Here is a 20876-nt window from a genome sequence, read left to right on the forward strand (position 1 = left end):
AATCACATCCACATAGAAATCGGGTTTAGCTGACTTTCTTCCAGTGGGGCTGGTAGCCAATTCATTTGTACGGGAACATCATAGAGTCTGCCAGAGCCTAGTCTTTTCCAATAATGGCGCATTCCCGGAACGATCACTCTGACCACCCTCAAACCGATGTCAGGACGAGTTTGATCGAGAACAAGCATTTTCATTCCTTTATTCTCAACAATCTGCTGACAGGCCATGATGTCATCAAGCAAGTTGTTACTCCAAACTTGAGGATAATCAGAATATCTTTTGGCTACGGCACTTCGGTCGGGTACCAGATAGGGTTGATTCTCTGCTGTTGCCGTTTTCCAGCAATCTACAGCAACTGGATTAATTGAGGGAGAATAGAGAGTACTGCCATCTGCAGCCAAATGCAAAACCGATGGAAGGATCTGGTTGGCTTCAGTCAAAGCTCTCGAAACCGCAATTTTTGCATCGAAATGTGAACCAAAACCCAGCACGATATCTTCTATTTCTCGATCTGTTCTCTGGCTGATGGCGGCAAAGGTTGGTATATTCAAATCACTGGTTATATCCAAAACCCAAAGTTTACGTTGAAGCTTTTGATGGTACTCTTGCAACCCTTGAAAATATGGCTCATCAAAACTATCCAAATCTACCGTTGGCTTGCTCAGGCGGTTATACCACCAAAGGGCGATGCTATCGCGCTCAACTAGTTCCATAAAACCGTGAAGAATTGCCTCTTCCAAAGAATTACCTGACGCACAACCATTAGAATCAGCCCAACAGTAAGGCTTTGATGATTTTGGGTAATTAAAATAGCAATAGGCTGTGGGTAAATACTTCCAGTCTTGGTCAGTTAGAGACCAAACAGGCGTCCAATCAATTTCTTCGGTCTCATCGAAAGGCTCTGGGACTTTCCGCATTAAAGCTTTAGTCTTAGCATTCCAATCCTGACGACTATCATACTGTGCTTGACTAAAATGTAATTGCAGTTTATGAACACCCAAATGCTTGACAACAATACCACCATTTACTGTCATAGTAGCAATGACACCGTCAAATTTTATCGCCCCAAGCAGTGTAATTATATTACCATGAGGATAAGGAGACGTTCCGCCAGGGACGCGATCGCCAATCCCCTTTTATTGCCTTTCTCCACTTCAGACTACCTGACAATGGTTTTTCGATTACAAACAAGTGGGAAGACTTTGGGAAAATTCATCAACATTGGTTCGGCGACTTCTCCTAAGCTATTTTCAACTCAATGGGGTAAGCTTGATTTCAGATAGCCCAAAGCTTGCTTGTCACCCTATCAGAGTTGTTTTACTCACTGCTGCTACTGTAGTCTATCAACTTGAAAACCGCTGTAAATCTTTACTTTTTCTCGTTTGTTGCACTGTATCCCTTGCTAAACAAAGTTTTTAGTCACCTTCACCTTTGTCCCTCTGGCAAATGACAATTTTGATCGACGGCCAACCTTTCACTGCCACCAAACAGTTCTGGCAAGGAACCCATCGTACCACCTCACCAGAAAAAACGTTAAACAAGATACAGCGGTATTTTCAGCAATGTGGAATCACCCGTTTGAGCAATATCACCCATCTCGATCGCATCGGGATTCCGGTGACTCAAGCGATTCGTCCCAATAGCTTTACGTTGACCGTTAGCGGTGGCAAAGGGATAACCTTGGAGGCTGCTTTAACTTCAGCAGCAATGGAAGCTTTAGAATTTTATTGTGCTGAAACGGTTAAACTAAATTGTTTTCCCTTGCCCTATGGTGAATTGGTTAATCAATATTCTTGCATTCCCCTGCAAGATTTACCAATTTCTCAATACTCGCTGTTCCACGTCGATACCCCCGAATGGTGGTGCTTAGGTTGGGACTTACAACAGGGACATGAAGTCGCCATTCCCTGGGAAGCCGTTATTTTGGATTATCGATTGCGTCAACGCAATTGGTCTCATTTGCTCTCTTTTGAGATGAGTTCTAATGGTCTTGCTTCCGGCAATCATTTGCTTGAGTCCATTGCTGCTGGTCTATATGAACTGGTAGAGCGGGATGCGACAACTTGTTGTAATTTTGCACAAATGAAGATCGGCTATCCCAAGCCCAAGGTTGATTTAACAACTATCTCCTCTTCACTGGTGCAAGATTTGTTAGGGAAATTCCGTGCTGCGGGTCTGACTCCTTTATTATTTGACTGTACGATTGACACTGCTATTCCGGTCTACGAAGCTTACTGCTACGCCCCCACCCACGAACCCATCTCCACAGGTCACGGCTATGGTGCCCATCTCGATCCCGAAATCGCTATGCTCCGCGCCCTCACCGAAGCCGCTCAAACGCGGGCTGCTGCTATTGCCGGCACCAGAGATGACTTTTTTCCCACTTACTACAGCAGCTTTTGGCATCGAGATGCGAGTCGCGAAATTAACTGGATCGAATCCTATCCCCCTACTGTAGATGCTAGTCACCATGCTTCGGAAGCAACTGATACCTTTGAACAAGACATTGCCCTGATTTTGGCTAAGTTAAAACGTGTCGGGCGTCAACAAGCGATCGTTGTTTTTTTTGGTCCATCTCTTCCTGTCCAAGAAGCCCAGTCTATTCTGAATGCAGTCTATTTGCCTCCGGCAAACCAGTCAGACTTGATCTCAGCCATACACATTCATCAACCTGATGTCATTGTGCTAATTGATGGAGCCTTTCTCAACTGCCCTCCCACCTGGCACAAAGAAATTTTATATGCTCTTAGCCAAGGAATAGCCGTTTATGGCGCAAGTAGTATGGGTGCTTTACGAGCAGCCGAAACTAATAGATTTGGAATGGTGGGTGTCGGACAAATTTATCAAAGTTATGCCAGTGGAGAACTGATCGATGATGATGAGGTGGCATTGGTTCATGGTTCGGCTGAAGTTGCATATCAACCCCTTTCTGAACCAATGGTGAATGTCAGGGCAACGTTTAAACTGGCTCTTGAGCAGGGTGTGCTGAGTCGGGAACTGTATTTTCAACTGATTAAACTGGCTAAATCTATCTATTTTCCCGATCGCACCTTTGCCGCGATCTTCCATCAAGCCGAATCTGCAGGTATCTCGGCAGCATCGATAGATCTGCTCAAAACCTTCATCGATAAAAATTACGTGGATTTAAAACGTCAGGATACTATCTTATTGCTGAAAACCCTGCGGGATCGCTTTACCATTCATTCAAACCATTCCGATTCTAACTCTGTGAGCGATCGCGTAAACGTTGAGAGCGATTTCGAGGTGGCTGAGACCCATGTTTTTGGCGCTTTGCAGGAGTGCGATCGTCAGGTGCAATATAACAATACCAAAATCTCCTTACGACGAATTGCCGAATGCGTTGCTCTCCAAGCTGTTGACTTTGAAGAACTTAATTTTAATAGTCTCAACCGTATGATGGCTCAGGTACTTGCTGCCCATCTGAACATAACTGTTGAGTCAACCGAGATTGAGCAAGAAAAAAAACGGTTCTGCTTCAAACACAATTTAGAACCAGATATAGAGCTCGACCAATGGCTTGAGAACAACGATTTGACCTTAAATGAGTTTGAAGATCTAATGCAGGAAATAGCAATTTGCCGTCGCCTGCACCGATGGTTTTTAAACCGTCAAGCCTATCAACGCAATGTTAAAGGACTATTGGATGAGTTGCGTCTTCTGAATCGTTACACCGAATGGAGGGATATCGCTATTCAACAACAGCAATTGCTCCAGTTTTCCCAGATCGATCTGAATGCTCCTATTTTACACGGTCAAACCCTCAAGAATTTGCTATTGGATCACTTAGAAGCCACAAATTCTCGAATTCCTCCTATCCCCTTCGAGGATTGGCTATTTGAGCGAGGCTTTCTCAATACATCCTGTTTAGAAGTGGCGTTAATGTGGGCAAAAGCAGCCAGAGAAATAGGAGCTGGCTAACTGTGTGAATCTTTAATCATCATTATTGACATCAGGATCGATATTCATCGCTCTCAGGCGATCGCGCAAAGCCTGTAACTCCAACTCGGCGCGATCGGCTCTCTGTTGCTCTCTCTCAGCTCGTTCTCGTTCCCGTTCTGCTCGTTCTTCCCCAGTTAGCAATAAATTACCCTGACTATCCCACCAGCGCAACCAAGGTAACTCCATATTCTGATATCGTCCTTGCCAAATTCCCAACTCTACCCCCAACTCTTCAATCGCAAAGCGATCGCGCTCATTCACAGACATGAGTTGGTAACGGTTTTCCACCAAACGATACACCTCTACCCGCTCTCGTTGGACTTCATAAATGCCGTAATACGTTGGTTGAATGATTGTTTCGTAAATCCAAAATTTTCCTTCCCAGGGGGTTTTATCTCGTTCCTCAGAGCCATTTCCCGACACAAATTCCAAGACAATTTGTGGGGAAACCTGTTCTTGCCATAGCACGTAAGAGCGTCTTATTTGTCCGTCCAAATCTGGGGGTACATTCGGCACGTAAAACCAGTCAGGAGCTTCCGCACCATTGAGGGGAGAGTCAGTGATGCGCCAATATATCCCACTATCTTGACCAATGCAATACTGTCCGTCGGGATGACGGCGATTAAGAATGGGCAGAATTGAATCGGTAAGCAGAATGCTTTGAGGATGTTCTTGAAAATTCTTCACAAAAGTACCGTCTTCGCAGGGAAGTTGGGTATGGTCAGGAAGCGACGTGGAGATTTTGCTAAACGTCATGACAGCACCAATACGACTGTTTGGATTTCATCATAGCGCGACTAAGCCTCAATTAGTGGATCGGCGCTCTAGTTAACCCGATTGTAAACTCAACTCAAGATTCGCCAGCTTCATCAACAACAAACCAATCTTCATCCAGGGCTTGTTCTAGGGAAATATGAGCATCCTTTGGCAGTGAAAATAGCTTAGAAACCGACTTAATCGCCACAGGATATGCCTTGGCATACATCGCTTCAAGTTCAGCTTTTAAGCTGGGACTATCTTCTAAACGCTGTTGAATTTGAGCGCGAAAATTAACAATTTCAGCCGCCCAATGATTTCCTGAATACTCTTTTTCGGCTTGCCAATAGGATAATTTCAACAGATGTTCTAGTAAACTGGTTAAAAGACTTAATACAGCCCGTCTCTCACTTTTTCCCATGCTTTCTAATTCTGCAATCAAATTATCCCAATCAACCGCATTAAAATTACGGTCTTGTAATTGGTTGACTGTTTCTTTAATCCATTGATAATAGTCTGTTTTATATGGCGTTTTGGACATAGGCTTCTTCTCCTATCACTTGATCTCATCTTTAATATTAATATAAGTAAGAATTCTCTGTCGCTGCACTAGATACCCGACTTCTTCAAGAAGTCGGGTATCTGATTAATCTCGCGATAAATTGGCGTCAATAGATGCAATCGGTTGGGTGTGAGATTGAACTTGGATCACCGAAGAGTGCAGCATGGACGTATTTGTCACTGAATTATTGGCAAAAGTAAATAGGGGATTCGACAAAATTCCCGCCAGAGAAGTAACGACGACAGAAAGAACTAAACCCACTTGTAAAGGACGCATTCCGGGTAAATTCCAGCGGATTTCCGGATAATTTTTCACCGCGTCGGACATTTCTTGGGGTTCTTTAACCACCATCATTTTGAGGACGCGGATGTAGTAGTAAATGGAAACCACAGTGGCGATTAGACCGAGCAAAACTAAGCCATACAATCCGGCTTGCCAACCTGCCCAAAACAGGTAAATTTTACCGAAGAATCCCGCTAAAGGAGGAATTCCGCCTAAAGACAGTAAACAAATACTGAGTCCCAATGTCAGCAGGGGATCTTTCTGATATAATCCCGCATATTCGCTGATTTGATCCGTACCGGTTCGCAGGGTAAATAGAATTACACAAGCAAAACCACCCAGGTTCATGAACAAATAAACCAGCAGATAGAAAATCATACTGGCGTAGCCTGCATCCGTTCCCGCAATTAAGCCAATCATGACAAAGCCAGCTTGGGCAATGGATGAATAGGCAAGTAGGCGTTTCATGCTGGTTTGGGTGAGGGCTACCACATTCCCTAACACCAAACTTAAGATAGCCAGGGCGGTGAAGACAAAGTGCCATTGTTCGCTAACCAGAGGAAACGCGGTTACCAGTAAGCGAATGGCGAGGGCGAAGCCGGCGGCTTTAGACCCGACAGACAAGAAGGCGACAACGGGAGTTGGAGAACCTTCGTATACGTCAGGAGTCCACTGGTGAAACGGAACCGCAGAAATTTTAAAGGCAATTCCCGCGATCGCAAACACCAAAGCAATTAAAATACCCAAGGATGGGGTAGATTCTAAACTAGCAATCCCGGTGGCGATTCCATTTAAGGTAGTTTCGCCGCCAGACAAGCCGTACAGCAACGACACGCCATACAGAAACACCGCCGAACTCGACGCCCCAATCAGTAGGTATTTCAGCGCCGCTTCATTGGAACGGGGATCACGCTTCATGTATCCCGTCAACAAGTACGACGAGATACTCAGCGTTTCTAGGGAAATAAAGATGGTAACCAGTTCATTCGCACCACTGAGGCACATCGCCCCCAAGGTAGCGGTGAGTAAAATGCCGATAAACTCAGCTAACGAGGTACCCGACTGCTGCACATAGCGAATCGACAGCAAAATGGTTACCGCCGTCGATAAAGCGATGATACCGCGAAAGGCGATACTCATGGCATCCCCATTAAACCCGCCAAAGAAAGCCAGGGGTTGGGCAACATCCCAGCGATAGTACAGGGCGACTATGGAAACCAGTAGTCCACCAATGGCGACGTAAGGCAGGGTATTAGCAGAACGTTTACCCGCAATCAGATCAATGCCTAAAACCAGTAACAGGGTAATCACGACGATTCCCTCTGGCAGAATCAGTCCAGCGTTAAGCTGGGCAACAATAGTAGCAAAATCCATTATGGTCTATGGTTAGGGTCCTATCCAGAGAGTAACGTTCTGATCATATCGGTGATTGGCACTGATTGTAGAGACGTTGCATGCAACGTCTCTACCCAACCAAGATTGAACGCCACAGCCAAAGGAATCCGAATCAGATGTCGGTTAATCCTTTTGCTTGGAATTTTTGCGCCCTCTAGAATGCTGTCGCTTCAGCAATCCGCCAATGCCGAGGGCTGTCGCTGAACCCAAAATAGTCAGAGGTTCGGGTACGGGTTCATAAGCAATATTATCAACGGCACCACTGCCAGGGAGAAATACATCTAAGCGCTGAACCAAGGTGTTATTGAAACCGGTTACGCTTTGAGTTTCGTTGTTACCTGCACCCTGAACTGAAAATTGCTGGACTTGCTGAGTTCCCGCCGCATCAGCATAAGTTGTGATCGTAACATTGTTGCTTTCATCGATGTCTAGAAGTCCAAACTGTTCTAGACGAACTAGGCGATTAAAGTTAAAGGTGATCGTACCACCAAAGCGGGAATCATCCGGGTCAGCGGAGTTATTATCTTCACTAATAATTAGGGCATTCCCAAAGTTAAAGTCTGGAGAGGGGAAGAATAAGTCATCATCTTCACCTGAACAATTACTCGCTGGTCCCCCATCGCAGAAGGTATCAAAAATCATCAGTTCGCGAGGGTTTCCACCAGTGTTTCCCTGACCTGACACAGAGAGTGTAGCCGCTTTTGTCGTTTCACCCGTCAGGTTTTGACCCACCTCAAATTCGGAAAAGTCAATGACTTTAATGCCAGCGGCTTTAACTGGATTCGCGTTGAGGGTGACGAGACTGAGAACGGCTCCTGCGGTAGCCAGGGTCAAGGTTTTGTTGATGGTTTGAGCTAGATTGAATTTCATGTCGATTACTCCTTAGGACTGAGAGAAGATTGAACCAAGTTTAGGCAACTTGGATTTTTATTTATTGGAGGTTTAGTTCCTTGATTTAACTGTAACTGGTTGTTTGGGGTTTTGTGGTAAACTTACGGTGAAGAAAACTGGAAATTGTGTAAAGCGTTGATAAAACTAAGTTAGTTTTTTTCATGGGTCATCTGTCCTTGTGCCTTATTTTTAACTGTCACATCTATGGTATGAATGGTTTGGGTAGCCCGACTACAATAAGAAGCAAGATTGAATTTAATGTCGATTATTTCAATGCTTTGGGGATGAGTAAATTCAGTCACCAGAGCTTCTTTATTGATGTAACTATTTCTGAAGCCTAACCTGATTTACAGGGATTTGTGGTGAAGCTAACGTGAATAAAGGTAGGAGTGGTGTAAAGTCTTGACCCGAATCAGTAGAGACAGGATATGTCGCGTCTATACAGGCGATGGATAATCGGCTTGTGCCATCTGATCAACTGTCATAACTGTATGAATAGTGACTGGGACTGTCCCACTACAATAAGAAGCAAGATTTAATTTTAATGTCGATTATTCCAAGGCTTTGGGGATGAGTTACTCTAGTCCCCAGAGTCTATTTATTAGTGGAATTATTCCTGAAGCGTAACCTAATTGACGGGGATTTGTGGTGAAGCTGTTGTGAATAAAGCTGAGAGTTGTGTAAAGGTTTAATTAAGAATCCGTAGGGACGCAATTTTTTGCATGGGGGGGAGAAAGGGGAGAGAGGTGCAAGGAATTTGTAGGGTGGGTTAGGCGGAAACTCAATCAAAACCAGTAACCGTTGAATGAACTACCCGCCGTAACCCACCAAAAATCATGGGGGTACTTGCTTGTCACCCCTTCAGCGTTCCGCCGGAACGTCTCTACCAAATGATGTGTCCTAACCGCTATGGCGGTTGCTATACGAACCCTGTTCGGGTAAAAATTCAGGGGATAAGATCTCAGTTAGGGTATAAGGACAAGTTTCCGGAAATGAGGATAATCCAGTTTCTTTTTCGGCGCTAAGAGTAGCGAGGGGGTAGGTTTTTTCGAGGGCATTATCGAGACTGGATTTGAGACTGGGGTTTTCTTGGAATAGCTTCTCTAAGCGAAGACGTTGCTCTTTAATGGTTAATTGCCAACTACGAGAGCGCAGATTAGGTTGAAATTGCCATTTGAGTAAATGCATAACCAATAGTTCTAATCGGCTTTCGAGTTGTCGCTTTTCACTACGTCCCATGTCTTCTATTTCTTCAGCAATGTTTTGCCAGTCTATTTGATGGATTTTTCCAGTTCTTAGTAATTTTGCTTGTTCTTGCGTCCAAGCATAAAAGTCATTTTCGTAGGATATTGAAGTCATGGCTTATATTGCCTGATTGATTGCCTATTAATTTATAATATATTAATTCGCAAAAAAAATGACAATAAAAACATTGTTTTATCCCCTAAGCTCTTACCCGTACAGGGGCAGGTTTAGTTAGATTATCAGCGTATGCCATAAGTTATCTGTAAAACCCGCCCAGACAAAACAATCTACCCTTTCACACCACTCCCACTATCATTAGGTACGATATACCGCTGCATCAGAATAAAAAATAGCAAAACTGGGGCAATAGAAATAACTGAACCGGCGGCAATTAAACGCCAATCGAGGGAAAAGGTTCCAGCTAATCTAGCAACACCTAAAGGTAAGGTATAATATTCTGGTCGATCCAGAACGATTAGGGGCCACAGAAAGTCACTCCATGAGCCAATAAAGACGAAAATAGCCAAGGTGACTAACGCCGGACGAACGGCGGGAATCATCACATTCCACCACAATCCTAACTCCGAACAGCCATCCATCCTAGCCGCTTCTTCAAGTTCTTTGGGAACGCCTTGAAAGGCTTGGCGTAATAAGAAAATGCCAAAGGCTGAGGCTAAATTGGGGAAAATGATGCCTAAATAACTATTCCGTAAGCCAAGCTGCACCATCAAAATGTAGAGGGGAATCATCACGATTTGGAAGGGAATCATAATCGTGGAAACGATAATCGCGAAAAGGATATCGCGTCCGCGAAAATTGAGTCGGGCTAAGGGATAAGCCGCCAGAGAACAAAAGAGGAGATTTAACGTAACAGTGAGAATAGCAACAATGCCGCTATTCCAGAGATATTGACCAAAGGGATTCGTTTTCCAGACTTTGATATAGTTCTCAATTGTCGGTTGACTCGGCAACAGTTGAGGTGGAAAGGCAAAGATATTCTCTGTGGAAGACTTCAATGATGTGCTAATTAACCAGAAGAGGGGAAACAGCATCACCAACGCGATCGCACTCAAGAGAATATACGTCCACAACCTTTGCCAAATCTGTTTTCCCGGCGTTTTACTCATCGTATTTTTGCTGTAGGGGGAGGACAATGAATCTTTAAGGCGGTGCGTTACGCTTTGCTAACGCACCCTACCAAAAATCGTTATTCCTGTTTCCGTACAAACCCCATTTAAAGGTTGATCCCATCCATCGATAGGGAGTTGAGGCAAGAAGGCAAAATCAAAGATAATTCCGATAGTCGGCTTCGATATCCCCGAACTCAGCAGGCGATCATAAAATCCACCCCCATAGCCTAAACGATAGCCTCGGCGATCGCACGCTACCGCTGGCACTAAGATTAAATCCACGTCATCAGGCTCTAAGGTAGGGGAATTGGCATGGGGTTCAAAAATACCATAAGCCCCGGTTTGTAGGGCTTCTCCGCACTTCCAGCTATGCCAGAGAAGAGATTTGCCGACACACCGAGGGAATCCCCAACAGTGTTGGGTATCGGTAAACAGGGGATGGAGATCAGGTTCTTGGCGAAAACTAAAATAAGCCAGGATCGTTTTTGCCTGAGTGAATAGGGATGAAGACTGAAGCTGGGTACATACGCGATCGCTCTTTTCTCGCCAGTCTTCCTTTGTCATGGCTTGTCGCTGTTTCAGCAGTCGCCGCCGTAATTCTTTTTTGGTCATGTTTGAGAGAATATCAGTAGCCAATTATAATTTCTTCCCCTCCAATACAGCGGCGACACGTAATATCATGGCTTCATGATCAGGAGCGGCAATAATTTGCACACCTAAGGGTAGAGAACTAGACAACTTGACAGGAACCGATAAAACAGGTAATCCAATAAAAGATAAAGGTTGGGTAAACAGTCCCAAATTCGGGCGCACTAATATCTCTTCTCCCCCAATTACCATTGTTTCTTGATCGATGCGGGGGGCGACACAAGGCGTCGTCGGGGCGAGAATAATATCTACTGTCCGAAAAAGTTCCTGCACCCTTTGGCGATACCATTGGCGAAACCGTTGCGCTTGGATGTACCACGAGGCAGGAATTAAAGCCCCCGCTAAAAACCGATCGCGCGTGGCTCTGTCAAAGTCTTGGGGACGCGATCGCAAGTTGGCAAAATGTAAGTTAGCGCTTTCTGTCGCTGTAATAATATAAGCCGCCGCTCTTGCCCGATGCGCTTCCGGTATGCTCACTGTAGCGGTGACATTCAGCGCCTGGGCGACTTTAGCAACAGCATCTAAGGCGTCTGGGGTAGCACCTTGAGCAAAATAGTCTCCCGCTACCGCAATCCGTAATCCCTCGATTCCTTGTTCTAGTTGCGGTAAACAAGGTTCTGGGGGGCGTTGCGTACAGACGGGATCACGTTGATCATGTCCCTGAAGAATATCAAACGCGGTAGCAATATCCCGGATTGACCGGGCAAAAGGACCAATATGGTCTAGACTACTGGAAAATAAAATCGCCCCCGCCCTGGATAAACGCCCGTAAGTGGGTTTTAACCCAAAAACCCCGCACAATGAAGCCGGAACCCGGATTGAACCATTAGTATCGGAACCCAAAGTAAGGGGGACTAATCCGGCGGCGACTGAAGCGGCGGAACCCCCAGATGATCCACCAGAAACGCGAGTCGGATCATGAGGGTTTGGTGTTGCCCCATAATGGCTATTAACCGTCACAAACCCATAGGCATATTCATCCATATTCAACGCCCCCACCAGCACCGCCCCGGCTTGCTTCAGTCGGGTAACAGCGGTAGCATCTTGGTTAGCTGGGGGATTTTCGGCATTAATTTTTGATCCGGCTAGGGTGGTTAATCCCGCAATATCAAACAAATTCTTCACCGCAAACGGAACCCCCGCCAACACACCCGGAAATTCCCCTCGGCTAATCGCCTGATCCACCCGTTCCGCCTCAGCTATTGCCGTGTCAGCGGTAACGGCGGTAAAACAATTTAAGCCAGGATTACGGGCATGAATCTGCGCCAAACAATCCCGCGCGATCGCACTGGCGGTTATTTCACCCTGATAAACCGCCGTAGCAATGCTTACAGCGTCGGCTTGTCTCCAATTAAAGGTCATGGTTCAAAGACTGGTGCGGCTTCTATAGTATCCGGTAAGGGAAACTCATTCACCAATTGTGCGATCGCGGCAATTCGAGTAATGTTATCAACGACACCAGGACGGTATTCTGGGTTAATTGGTAGATCCATCAACTCCGCCATGCGATCGACATATTCACCAAAATCAACGGTTTCTTTAGTCATAGCTTCATCAGTGTTGATTTTCTATTCCCTCTTCCCTCTTCCCTAACCAATGACGAATGACAAATGACAAATGACAAATGACAAATGACAAATGACAAATGACAAATCAAATAACAAACGCTTCCTTAGCATAATTATTCCACGTTTGGTGACATCGTTCAGCCATAAATGGTTGAACTCGGAACTTCGGCGGATTCCCCTCCTGAACATCAATTCGTAAAAATGAATAGAGTCGCTGCTTTTTAGAGCCATGACCATGACGCCCCGCATAAAAGTGCGATCGCGCCACCATACGGGAAGGATTATTGTCAATAAACCCAACGGATTCCATAATCTCTGACCCTTCTTTGCGTTGACGGCGTAAACTATGACCACTCCCACCGCAGATAATCCAGGGCATATAAGAATCTGCATGTCCAGTATCCACCGTTTCTAGATATTCTAAACAGTGGGCATGACCGGTTAGCACCAAATCCACCAAAGGACGCCCCTGGGCTAAATCACCCACCTCCGTCGCCACAGCATCCAAAACTTGGCGCAGGCTGCGACGAACTGCCCATGTTTGTGCCTGTTGCCATTTCGTGGCTTCGGTTACATAAGGAGGATGATGCAGGTAAATCACCCGTCCTCTTACGTCTTGAGTCTGCCAAGACTGGATTAGCCGTTGTCGCAGCCAGTCCAATTGTTCAAAATCAATCGTGGTTTCTTCATCCGATGCCAATTGTTTATTAATATCCAGGCTTACTTCATCAATTTGCTCTAATTTCACATTCAAATCATCAAGCTGTTCCGCCTCTTCCGGGTTATCCGCATCCAGGGTAACCGAGGCTTCTATAAGTTGCATTTTTTCGGCTTCTAATTCATCTCGTCGCTGTTCTAAAAGGCGGCGAAAGGCTTCCCCTTCTCGCGTATCTGGAATCGGTGCGGGGGAATTAAAGGTATTGGAATCGAGGGCAAAAAAGTCAATTCCACCACTACGGAACGTATAATAACGGTTAGGTAAGCGGGTAAATTCTCCGGGTTGATACCGCAAGCAACGTCCTGTATCTGTTTTCGCCGTATAGTGGTGATCTAAATGATTTTCTAACTGTCCCCATTGCTTCAATGGCTTCAGATAGTCTAAGAATGCTTTAGTATAAGCTTTGCCCTTATGCGATCCGTGCCAACCGACATTCAAATCCAGTTTAGTCTTTAACAGATGGCGTAGGGGCCAAGTTACCTGTGCCATAAAGCCATAGACTAAGGGTAAGTCGTAGTAATCGTGATTTCCAGGGATGGTGAGGAAGGGAAGATTAAACACCATTTTGTCATAAGAAATTTTATGGTGAGAGTCGCCATCGACGAGAAACTCGCGGTAGGGTTTGATAAAGTTTTGGGGATAATATTCACTCGAACCAACCTGATACACCACGTCGCCGGTATGCAAAACAAAACGGCAGTCATCGCGGTGATTTAGCATCATTTCCACAATTTTGCATTGTGGATCATGTTGTTTGTGAGACCCGAAGCCTGTATCACCGATGACTAAAAAGGAAAACTCTGGATGATCGGGTCTGTCATCGTCTAATACCAGCCGAGTTTGATCAATATCCCGTTCAAGGAACAATGGATCTTGCCAGCGAACTCGTTGCTTCATCTGCTGGATTTTCTCGGCAATCGGAGGATCGGACACAAATTGCATAATGCTTCACAGTCAAAGGTTTGCGTTTTGAGATTATCGTCCGATATTGAGAATTATCATCTATCCTAATGTGGGGATCTGACCAAATGATGCTCTAGCGAGGAAAACACTTGCGGAGCATAATTTGACCGACCAAACCATTTTCCTTTGGGGATGCGAAATGGACAACCTCAATCACCGTGAAGCAGGGTCCGACATCGTGTAGCATCCCTTCCGCAAACGAAATCAACTCGCCGCAGCAAGGTAGACGAGATAATTCCACCCGTTCCCCGTTTAAGTCTTCCAACTCCGGTGAATAGTCCTTATGGGATGTTCGCGGGGCGTTCTCGAACATCATTTGTACTTTAACCAATTCCATGGGTAACACACTCCTGATTCAACGCCTATATAGAGTACTGGAGTTTCGACTAAATCCCAAACCCAACCACACCCCCTCTAAATTTTCCCAGGAATTATCCTCCAGACGAGGGATTCAGCCATCAAATTAGGCAGGTTACATGGGAAACAGCCTATACCTGATATTTTTTTCTGCTTAAAGAATTAAACTGGTTACTATAGCAAAAAATATTGTCTCGTCTATTTTGGAGATCGTGATGAACATGATACACAACAAGCTAGTCGCCACAACGTTAGCGGCTGGAGCCTCCGTCCTGAGTTTTGGTCTGTTATCTCAACCTGCTGCGGCGATTGATTTAACGTTTGTACATGAGGGTGATGCTGTCCCCGAAGGCTGGACTAACTTGAACTGGACGGTGGAAGGGAGAGCAGGAGCCAAAGGCAATGCTGACTGGGAGTTTTCTACCAAAGAAGATGATATCCATACAACTGTTGAGCAATTAAACTGGAATTGGCAGAATGATCAAGAGGTGCCATGGCTTTTAAATTGGGATGGAAATACCGTTTCCTTTACCCTAGGTGGGCAAACCATTGCGTTCTACCAAGATAATCCACCCGCTAAGTCTTTAAATGGGTTTTACCTTTGGACACGAGCGACAACGACTTCAGGTCGAGTTGATCCCGGTACGGAAATTTTGCTGAGCGTCAATGCTGTTAACGGAATCGCCGTCGAGCCAGTATCCAGTTCTGCTACTGCGCCCCTAGGTGAGGGGAACACCAATATCACGAAGAACTATTTTGCCAGTGATACCTCCATTACATCGCTTTCGGGTATTGCCAATATGAATTGGCTAGAGGGTTCTCCGAATCCTAACCTAGAGAATGCTCGTTCGCGAGTTGGCTTGAAAATTGAAGGATTTTCTTATGCTTCGATACCGGAACCCGGTACAGTTGCAGGACTAGTCGCCATTGGCATGTTCGGTGTCAGTTCGGTGCTATGGCGTAAAAAAGCTTAGAGTCAATCGCACTGAAAATTTGCCGTTTGGGATCACCGAAACCTTGATATACCGTAGGGTGGGCATTGCCCACCAGCCAGAACAAGCGTGTCATTAAGTAGGGGCTTGGTTCCCAAGCCCCTAAGTTCCCAAGCCCCTAAGTTCCCAAGCCCGTACAGGTGGTGTTAGCTTGGGCGCAACGTTGAGTAATTCTTATGTAACGGTTGTTCATTTCGTCATCAGATCGCCCCGACAAACCCTCAGATGGGTTTTGGACTTAAGCCAACGAGTGCGGCTTTTTTTATGCTGGAAACAGGAATAATTAAAAAACTATCAATATGACCAGTCATAATCAGCCATCTGTCAAAATTGCCGTCGTTGGTGATGTTCACGATCAGTGGGAAGCCCAAGACGCGATCGCACTCCAAAGCTTGGGGGTTGACTTGGTGCTGTTTGTCGGGGATTTTGGCAACGAGTCAGTGGGGGTTGTGGAGCAAGTGGCTGCGGTTGATCTGCCGAAAGCGGTAATTCTGGGAAATCATGACGCTTGGTATAGCGCATCGGCTTGGGGACGGAAAAAATGTCCATACAACCGTCAACAGCAAAATTGGTTACAGGATCAGTTAGAGGCGCTCGGAGATGCCCATGTGGGTTACGGATATCTGGACTTTCCCGAACTTCAACTTTCGGTAGTCGGGGGGCGTCCGTTTAGTTGGGGCGGATCAGCTTGGAAAAATCAAGACTTCTATCGGGATTGGTATGGGGTCAACAGTTTTGAGGAATCCGTTGAACGAATTGTCGCCGCCGCCCAAGCCACAGACTACAACACGATTCTGTTTTTAGGTCACAATGGACCCACGGGGTTAGGCGAGGAAGCCGAATCGCCTTGTGGCAGGGACTGGCATCCCTTGGGCGGCGATCATGGAGACCCCGATTTTGAAGCCGCGATCGCGCAAGTTCAGGCACTGGGAAAACAGATTCCCTTGGTCACCTTCGGTCACATGCATCACCGATTACGCCACACAACCAAGGGATTGCGAACGATTGTAACAACCAGTTCAGAGGGAACCGTATATCTGAATTCAGCCAGTGTACCCCGAATTGTGCAAACGGAAACAGACCGACTGCGGAATTTTTCGCTGGTGTCTCTGGAAGCGGGTGGGGTTGCTTCAATTTCTCTCGTTTGGGTGGGAAATGACCATTCTGTTGTACTAGAAGAGTTTCTCTATCGGCATCCTCAACCGGTTGGCGGACAATTTGTTTCCAGACAGTCGCCATGAACGCTTAGGCTTGGTATGATAGATAAGCCTGGAGAGGTGGCAGAGTGGTCGAATGCGCTCGACTTGAAATCGAGTGACTCGAAAGAGTCCGTGGGTTCGAATCCCACCCTCTCCGTTAGTTCTGGGGAAGATAAGATGGGGGAGATGGGGAAGCTGGGGGAGAGGTACTTCACCCCGGTCAAATTTCTAGATAACTGATGACTGATGACTTATGCAGGTAGAGTTTCGCGAGTATAACCCATTCGATGTGTGGATATGGCTAGAGTTTGCCACTGTTCCTTCCCCCATGGAAAAAGATTATATTGAAGAGTTATTCAATTCCTGGTTTTACCTGGGGAAATTGGGTGGATTTGATGCGGAGAACCTGCAAGTGCAGGAGACGGGTGTGGATATTAGCTATATGGACTATGATCACCGAGAGACAGACAGCACCCTCATGGCGCTGATGCATAATCAAGGAGACTTTGATTATCAGGGAACCTGGGGACGATGCTGGTTTGACTTAGGCACATCGGATGCGATCGCACTCGATGTTCTGATCAATGCCCTGAAGCAACTGTCTAAAGAATATGTTCACATCGAACGAGTCATCATCGGCGGTGAGAATGAAGATTGGCCCATAAAAAGCCGTCAAGAGTCTCTGTTTTACGAGTCTCAGGATAATAATGGACGAGTGGGTTAAATATTGGGTAGGGGCGGGTTTCACCGCTAACGTTTAGCAACAACTGATAACTTGACTAAACCCGCCCTCTTATTCAAACGTTAAACATCAACACATCTTTGTTTCGCTGCACCCCGACTTGTATCACCGAAACATACTGCTTACCGAACTGTCTTCATGAATGCGCCAAATGGTTTCTCCCAACAAGTTAGCGACTGAAAGCACCGTAAGCTGCTCAAAGTAATTGTCTTGAGCAACTGGAATTGTATTGGTGACAATCACTTCTTCAAAGAGCCCACCGGAGAGGCGTTCAATCGCAGGTGGCGAAAAGACGGCATGAGTCGCACAAGCATACACTTGTCTAGCTCCCTCTTGACGCAGAATCTTGGCACCCGCAGCAATCGTCCCCGCCGTGTCAATCATATCGTCTACCAAAACAGCCGTTTTTCCGTTGACATCTCCAATCACATTCATCACTTCTGCCACATTATGCGCTTGCCGTCGCTTGTCAATAATGGCTAAGGGCGCATCATTCAGCTTTTTGGCAAAAGCCCTGGCTCTAGCTACGCCACCCACGTCGGGGGAAACAACCACCAGATCAGGTAATTGCTTGCTTGCCAGATAGTCCAAGGTTACTGGAGAACCGTAGACATGATCGAAAGGTATATCGAAATACCCTTGAATTTGGGCAGAGTGTAAATCCATCGCTAATACCCGATTCGCGCCCGCCTCAGTAATCAAATTTGCCACTAACTTAGCGGTAATTGATTCACGTCCGGCGGTTTTGCGATCGGCTCTGGCATAACCGTAGTATGGAATAACAGCAGTAATCTGCCGTGCGGATGCTCGCCGACAGGCGTCGATCATAATCAGCAATTCCATCAGGTTATCGTTTACCGGATGGCAACTCGGCTGAATTAAGTAAACGTCGCACCCACGAATGGATTCTTGAATTTGGATGTATAACTCGCCATCGGCAAATCGTTTGCGAACCATTGGTCCAATGTCCATGCCCAAATAGCGAGCAACTTCTTGTGCTAGTGGAACATTAGCAGACCCAGAAAACAGTCGGAGACGATTATTATCCGCGATTAGCGGCAGCGTAGGCTGAAGCGTTAACGTTGCAGAACGGCTCACAGCAGACCCTCGAAGCTCATTTCAAGGCAATCTTAACATTTGCTGTTGTCTATGGTTCTAGTATTTCTCATAAAATGACTAAAATATCCAATTGTTAATCAAACTCATACAAACAGAACAAATAATTAACATTTCAGGAGCCACAGATAAAATAAATGTAATAAATGCCAGGATGTGACCATCTTCTCATAAAATTTAGACTTGTAGACTAGGAACTCACTATCCTTCCTGCCTGTTTTCCCCTAAACTCCAATTCACAAGCTCATGGAACAACCGATCGCCTCTGGAACTATTCTGCAAGCCCGTTACCACTTGATCCGAGTTCTGGGTCAAGGGGGATTCGGTCGAACTTACCTGGCGGAAGACCTAAATCGGTTTAAAGAACTTTGTGTGCTCAAAGAATTGATTCCGCCTCAGACTGAAGCCTATACGTTGGAGAAGTCCAAAGAACTGTTCCAACGGGAGGCAACCACCCTCTATCAAATCAAACACCCTCAAGTCCCGGAATTTCGAGCCACCTTTGAGCAGGATGGGCGGTTGTTCTTGGCACAAGACTACGTTGAGGGGAAAACCTATCGCGAGTTACTCAATGATCGCCTAGAACAGCTAGCTGGCAATCCCACACCCGGAACGGAAGCCGTAGGGATTCCCACACCGCCTCAAAATACACCCCTGGGGAATCCCGTCTTCTCCGAAGAAGAAGTTAAACAGCTACTACAGCAATTATTGCCCGTATTAGAACATATTCACACTAAGGGAATCATCCACCGCGATATTACTCCCGATAATATTATTCTGCGCCAGGGCGACCAACTCCCGGTACTAATTGATTTTGGTGTGGTCAAGGAACTCGCTACCCGTTTGCAGTCGCCGGATATGGCAACCCCAGCCACAACAGTTGGCAAACTGGGGTATGCTCCCAGCGAACAAATTCAAACTGGAAAATCCTATTGCAGTAGTGACCTTTTCTCCCTCGCGGTTACTGCTGTGGTACTCCTGACAGGCAAAGAACCCAGGGAATTATTGGATAATACCCAGTTAACCTGGAACTGGCAACGATGGGTGAGTGTAAGTGACGACCTTACCCGGATTCTGAACCGGATGCTCAGTTACAGACCGGGCGATCGCTATCCCTCGGCAACAGATGTACTTCAAGCCTTGCAATCTCCCTCTCCGCCAGCCGCCGCCGCACCAGAATCAAATACTAACGCCTCTGGGATGGCAACCGTAGCCGTAGGACGCCGTCCGGAACCGCAAACACCACCCGCAAGACCATCCGCCCAATCTGAACCTGTGATTCCTGAACCTAGTAACGACTCGATTTGGGAAAAGCCTGGGGTGGTTGTGGCAATTGGTGCAGTACTTGCCGTGATTGTAGGGTTGGTTTCTTGGGCAATTGCGAATCGATTAAGACAGGAACCGACTCCCCCAGAAACAATTGTGGAGTCTCCGTCTCCTTTACCCACGGAAACTGAATCTCCCTCACCTTCACCTAGTCCTAGTCCCCGCGAATATAGTCAAACTCTGGATTTGTCTCCTGGTAGAGAACTGTCTATTGAACGAAGATTACAGCCCAATGCTATTGTTAACTACCAGATTCAGGCAGAAGAAGGTCAGACGTTGGAGGCGTTTATTCCCACGCAAGGGGTTTACATGACCGTCCTCGGACCCGATGAGCAACCCCTAGGCGATCGCGCGACAAGGGTACAGCAATGGCGAGGTCAACTTCCCTACACGGGAGAATACACAATTCAATTAAGTTTAATTCCGGAACTTCCAGAAACTGAATACCAACTCAATCTAGACTTAACGGAAGCCCCTGAACCCACACCATCGCCATCGCCATCGCCATCGCCATCACCATCGCCATCGCCATCCCCATCCCCCTCTCCTTCTCCCACTTACGAAACCGAACAGCTGATAATTCCTGAAGGAGAACAGGCAATTCAGTTTCAAGGTCAAACCGCACCGCAACGGGTAAAACGGTATCGTGTCAATGTGGAATCCAATCAGCAACTAGCGGTAGAAGTTATTCAAGGTGATGTCACGTTAAATATCCGCAATCCCAATGGTCAGTTAATCGAAGATGCCTCAAACATCAACTTTTGGCAGGCACAATTGCCTCAAGGGGGCAACTATATCATTGATGTAATTGCCCAAAGACCAACCACTTTTACATTGGGTGTCAGTCTAACCAACCGCTCGTAAATGTCTACCCATACCTACCCAAAACATTTTGGGGAGGCGGGGTGAGCGTGCAGACTCAGCCGTAAAAAAGAGTAACCTACCATCTGGCAAGGTTGGCTACGCTTTTTTGGTCATGACACCCAAGAATGAACGCTAGTTTTTGGCACTGTCGGAACTATCAAC

General features: G+C 46.3%; 17 protein-coding genes, 1 tRNA gene and 1 pseudogene. 6 read left to right on the forward strand and 13 right to left on the reverse strand.

The features are described 5' to 3' along the window. Positions 1–2: 2 nt before the first annotated feature. Positions 3–980, reverse strand: a pseudogene (locus tag RIG27_RS18425) (YcaO-like family protein); the annotation flags it as partial. Positions 981–1446: 466 nt separating this feature from the next. On the opposite strand from RIG27_RS18425, the gene RIG27_RS18430 reads away from it, so the two are divergent. Then, the gene (locus RIG27_RS18430) at positions 1447–3939 is read left to right on the forward strand and encodes a YcaO-like family protein (protein ID WP_446347524.1); all 2493 of its coding nucleotides are present in this window, start codon (positions 1447–1449) and stop codon (positions 3937–3939) included. A gap of 12 nt (positions 3940–3951) precedes the next feature. On the opposite strand, the gene RIG27_RS18435 is transcribed toward RIG27_RS18430, so the two are convergent. The 11 genes from RIG27_RS18435 to RIG27_RS18485 all read right to left on the reverse strand — a co-directional run bounded on the left by RIG27_RS18435 (position 3952) and on the right by RIG27_RS18485 (position 14455). Beyond that, positions 3952–4716, reverse strand: coding sequence for a Uma2 family endonuclease (locus tag RIG27_RS18435; protein WP_446347526.1), 765 nt, complete (start codon positions 4714–4716; stop codon positions 3952–3954). A 94-nt stretch (positions 4717–4810) separates the two neighbouring features. After that, on the reverse strand, positions 4811–5257 hold the full coding sequence (locus RIG27_RS18440) for a DUF29 domain-containing protein (protein ID WP_446347528.1): 447 nt from the start codon (positions 5255–5257) through the stop codon (positions 4811–4813). Positions 5258–5362: 105 nt separating this feature from the next. Further along, positions 5363–6934, reverse strand: a complete 1572-nt coding sequence (locus RIG27_RS18445; protein WP_446347530.1) for an NAD(P)H-quinone oxidoreductase subunit N — start codon at positions 6932–6934, stop codon at positions 5363–5365. Between the two features lie 144 nt (positions 6935–7078). Beyond that, complete coding sequence (locus RIG27_RS18450; protein WP_446347532.1) at positions 7079–7825, reverse strand: PEP-CTERM sorting domain-containing protein; 747 nt, start codon at positions 7823–7825, stop codon at positions 7079–7081. A gap of 921 nt (positions 7826–8746) precedes the next feature. Then, positions 8747–9205 (reverse strand): DUF29 domain-containing protein, encoded by a 459-nt coding sequence (locus tag RIG27_RS18455; RefSeq protein WP_446347534.1) that lies wholly within the window; start codon positions 9203–9205, stop codon positions 8747–8749. Between the two features lie 173 nt (positions 9206–9378). Continuing rightward, a complete protein-coding gene (locus RIG27_RS18460; RefSeq protein WP_446347536.1) occupies positions 9379–10218 on the reverse strand; it encodes a carbohydrate ABC transporter permease in 840 nt (279 codons plus the stop codon). Between the two features lie 57 nt (positions 10219–10275). Then, the gene (locus tag RIG27_RS18465; protein ID WP_446347557.1) at positions 10276–10833 is read right to left on the reverse strand and encodes a 5-formyltetrahydrofolate cyclo-ligase; all 558 of its coding nucleotides are present in this window, start codon (positions 10831–10833) and stop codon (positions 10276–10278) included. A 24-nt stretch (positions 10834–10857) separates the two neighbouring features. Continuing rightward, positions 10858–12231 carry an AtzE family amidohydrolase gene (locus RIG27_RS18470; protein ID WP_446347537.1) on the reverse strand — a complete coding sequence of 458 codons (1374 nt, stop codon included), beginning with the start codon at positions 12229–12231 and terminating at the stop codon, positions 10858–10860. After that, entirely contained in the window at positions 12228–12416 is a 189-nt protein-coding gene (locus RIG27_RS18475) for a DUF4089 domain-containing protein (protein WP_446347539.1), read from the reverse strand. The genes RIG27_RS18470 and RIG27_RS18475 overlap by 4 nt, the downstream gene beginning before the upstream one ends. A gap of 106 nt (positions 12417–12522) precedes the next feature. Next, entirely contained in the window at positions 12523–14097 is a 1575-nt protein-coding gene (locus RIG27_RS18480) for a metallophosphoesterase family protein (RefSeq protein ID WP_446347541.1), read from the reverse strand. A gap of 94 nt (positions 14098–14191) precedes the next feature. Next, the gene (locus RIG27_RS18485) at positions 14192–14455 is read right to left on the reverse strand and encodes a hypothetical protein (protein WP_006101951.1); all 264 of its coding nucleotides are present in this window, start codon (positions 14453–14455) and stop codon (positions 14192–14194) included. Positions 14456–14690: 235 nt separating this feature from the next. Here RIG27_RS18485 and RIG27_RS18490 point away from each other — a divergent pair, with 235 nt between their 5' ends. From RIG27_RS18490 to RIG27_RS18505, 4 genes are all read left to right on the forward strand, one after another. Beyond that, complete coding sequence (locus tag RIG27_RS18490) at positions 14691–15449, forward strand: choice-of-anchor W domain-containing protein (RefSeq protein ID WP_446347543.1); 759 nt, start codon at positions 14691–14693, stop codon at positions 15447–15449. A gap of 317 nt (positions 15450–15766) precedes the next feature. Continuing rightward, positions 15767–16708: a TIGR04168 family protein gene (locus RIG27_RS18495; protein ID WP_446347545.1), complete on the forward strand. Its 942-nt coding sequence runs from the start codon at positions 15767–15769 to the stop codon at positions 16706–16708. A gap of 30 nt (positions 16709–16738) precedes the next feature. Next, positions 16739–16823: transfer RNA gene (locus RIG27_RS18500), tRNA-Ser, on the forward strand. 96 nt (positions 16824–16919) lie between these two features. Next, on the forward strand, positions 16920–17390 hold the full coding sequence (locus tag RIG27_RS18505) for a DUF3531 family protein (protein ID WP_446347547.1): 471 nt from the start codon (positions 16920–16922) through the stop codon (positions 17388–17390). Between the two features lie 123 nt (positions 17391–17513). On the opposite strand, the gene RIG27_RS18510 is transcribed toward RIG27_RS18505, so the two are convergent. Beyond that, a complete protein-coding gene (locus tag RIG27_RS18510) occupies positions 17514–18506 on the reverse strand; it encodes a ribose-phosphate pyrophosphokinase (protein ID WP_446347549.1) in 993 nt (330 codons plus the stop codon). 264 nt (positions 18507–18770) lie between these two features. Here RIG27_RS18510 and RIG27_RS18515 point away from each other — a divergent pair, with 264 nt between their 5' ends. Beyond that, the gene (locus tag RIG27_RS18515; RefSeq protein WP_446347551.1) at positions 18771–20714 is read left to right on the forward strand and encodes a protein kinase domain-containing protein; all 1944 of its coding nucleotides are present in this window, start codon (positions 18771–18773) and stop codon (positions 20712–20714) included. Positions 20715–20876: the final 162 nt, after the last annotated feature.

Source organism: Coleofasciculus sp. F4-SAH-05 (assembly GCF_040222985.1).
GTDB classification, from domain to species: Bacteria; Cyanobacteriota; Cyanobacteriia; order Cyanobacteriales; family Coleofasciculaceae; genus Coleofasciculus; species Coleofasciculus chthonoplastes.